Genomic DNA, 2,484 nt, shown 5'->3' with positions numbered 1-2,484 from the left:
TGCGGGCGCTCATGTCCTCCGGCGGCCGGGCCGCGGTGGTGGTCCCGGGCCACGGCACCGTCGACCGCGTCCTGGAACGCCTGTCCGAGGCGGAGGTCCCGGCCACCGCCGCCCCGGCGGGATCCGAGCCCGCCCCCGGCGTGGTGTCGGTCTACGAGGCGATCCTGCACGGGGGGTTCGCCCTGTCGGGGGACTCCGGGGAGCAGGGGGACCACCTCGTCGTCGTCTCCGAGACCGACCTCACCGGCAACCGACTCGGCGCCACCGCGCGCCCCAAGGCGCGCCACGCCAAGCGACGCAACCAGGTGGACCCGCTGGCGCTCAAGGCCGGCGACTGGGTGGTGCACGACCAGCACGGCATCGGCCGGTTCGTGGAGATGGTCGAGCGGCAGGTGCGCGGCGGGGACGGTTCGAGTCGCCGCGAGTACGTGGTGATCGAGTACGCCCCCGGCAAGCGCGGGGGCGCCGGCGACCGCCTGTTCGTGCCCATGGAATCCCTCGGGCAGCTCAGCCGCTACGTGGGCGGGGAGGCCCCGACGCTGAGCAAGATGGGCGGCGCCGACTGGCAGAACACCAAGCGCAAGGCCCGCAAGGCGGTCCGCGAGATCGCCACCGAGCTGGTGCAGCTCTACGCCAAGCGGCAGTCCGCCCCGGGCCGAGCGTTCGGCCCCGACACCCCCTGGCAGCGGGAGATGGAGGACGCGTTCCCGTTCACCGAGACCGTCGACCAGCTCACGGCGATCGAGGAGGTCAAGGGGGACATGGAGAAGACCGCCCCCATGGACCGCGTGGTGGTGGGCGACGTGGGCTACGGCAAGACCGAGGTGGCCGTGCGGGCGGCGTTCAAGGCCGTGCAGGACGGCACCCAGGTCGCGGTGCTGGTGCCCACCACGCTGCTCGCGCAGCAGCACCAGGCGACCTTCGTCGAGCGCATGACCGGGTTCCCGGTGACCGTCAAGGGGCTCAGCCGGTTCACCTCCGACGCCGAGGCCAAGGAGGTGCTCAAGGGACTGGCCGACGGCACCGTGGACGTGGTGATCGGCACCCACCGGCTGCTGGCCACCGCGGTGCACTGGAAGAACCTCGGGCTGGTGGTGGTGGACGAGGAGCAGCGCTTCGGTGTGGAGCACAAGGAGCACATCACCTCGCTGCGCACCCACGTGGACGTGCTGACCATGTCCGCGACGCCCATCCCGCGGACGCTGGAGATGTCGCTGGCCGGGATCCGTGAGATGAGCCAGATCCTCACCCCGCCCGAGGAGCGGCTACCCGTGCTCACGTACGTGGGCGCGCACTCGGACAAGCACGTCGCCGCCGCGATCCGCCGCGAGCTGCTGCGTGAGGGGCAGGTGTTCTACGTGCACAACCGGGTGCGGACCATCGACGCCACCGCGGCGAAGATCCGCGACCTGGTGCCCGAGGCGCGCGTGGTGGTGGCCCACGGGCAGATGGGGGAGGAGCAGCTCGAGCAGACCGTCGGCGGGTTCTGGAACCGCGACTACGACGTGCTGGTGTGTACGACCATCGTCGAGACCGGCCTGGACATCTCCAACGCCAACACCCTGATCGTGGACCGCTCCGACCAGCTGGGTCTGTCGCAGATGCACCAGTTGCGCGGGCGCGTGGGCCGGTCCCGCGAGCGCGGCTACGCCTACTTCCTCTACGACCCGGAGAAGCCGCTCACCGAGACCGCGTACGACCGGTTGGCCACCATCGCCCAGAACAACGACCTGGGCGCGGGCATGGCCGTGGCCATGAAGGACCTCGAGCTGCGCGGCGCCGGCAACGTGCTGGGCGCCGAGCAGTCCGGCCACATCGCCGGCGTCGGCTTCGACCTCTACATCCGTCTGGTGGGCGAGGCCGTGGAGGCCTACCGCGCGATCGCCGACGGCGAGACCGTGGAGGTCGAGGAGGAGGTGGGCGAGATCCGCATCGAGTTGCCGGTCGACGCCTACATCCCGGTCGAGTACGTCGACGGCGACCGACTGCGTCTCGAGGCGTACCGCAAGCTCTCCCAGGCGCGGGCGCCCGAGGACATCGACGCGGTGGTCGAGGAACTGGTGGACCGCTACGGCCCCATGCCCGCCGAGGCCCGGCGCGTGGTGTCGGTGTCCCGGCTGCGGCTCGTGTGCCAGAAGTACAAGGTGCGGGAGATCGTGCTGGCCGGCTCCCGCCTGCGCGTGGGCCCGCTCGACCTGCTCGACTCCCAGCAGATCCGGCTCAAGCGCATGTACCCGGCCGCGCAGTACCGGGCCACGCAGAAGACCGTGCTGCTCCCGCTGCCCAAGGCGGCAGGCGCGCGTGCCGGTGCGGGCGCGGAGAAGGCGCGCGACGACGAGATGCTGCAGTACGCCGCCGACTTCCTCACAGCCATGGCCGGGGATCCGGAGGGCTCGCACCCGGTGATCCAGCCGGAGTTGGTGTCGGTGTGAGTCCCGAGTCCGGTTCCGGCTCCGACCCCCATCGAAAAGAGCGTTCCGCACA

1 protein-coding gene is annotated in these 2,484 nt (G+C 71.3%); it reads left to right on the top strand.

Going from position 1 to position 2,484, the window contains the following annotated elements; all coding sequences use genetic code 11:
* A partial coding sequence (gene mfd, locus G6028_RS04065) for a transcription-repair coupling factor (protein WP_182658125.1) occupies positions 1-2,432 on the top strand: 2,432 nt, incomplete at its 5' end.
* Positions 2,433-2,484 lie beyond the last annotated feature (52 nt).

The organism is Dietzia cercidiphylli (assembly GCF_014145145.1).
GTDB classification, from domain to species: Bacteria; Actinomycetota; Actinomycetes; order Mycobacteriales; family Mycobacteriaceae; genus Dietzia; species Dietzia natronolimnaea.
This window is presented reverse-complemented; position numbering and strand designations above follow the sequence as displayed.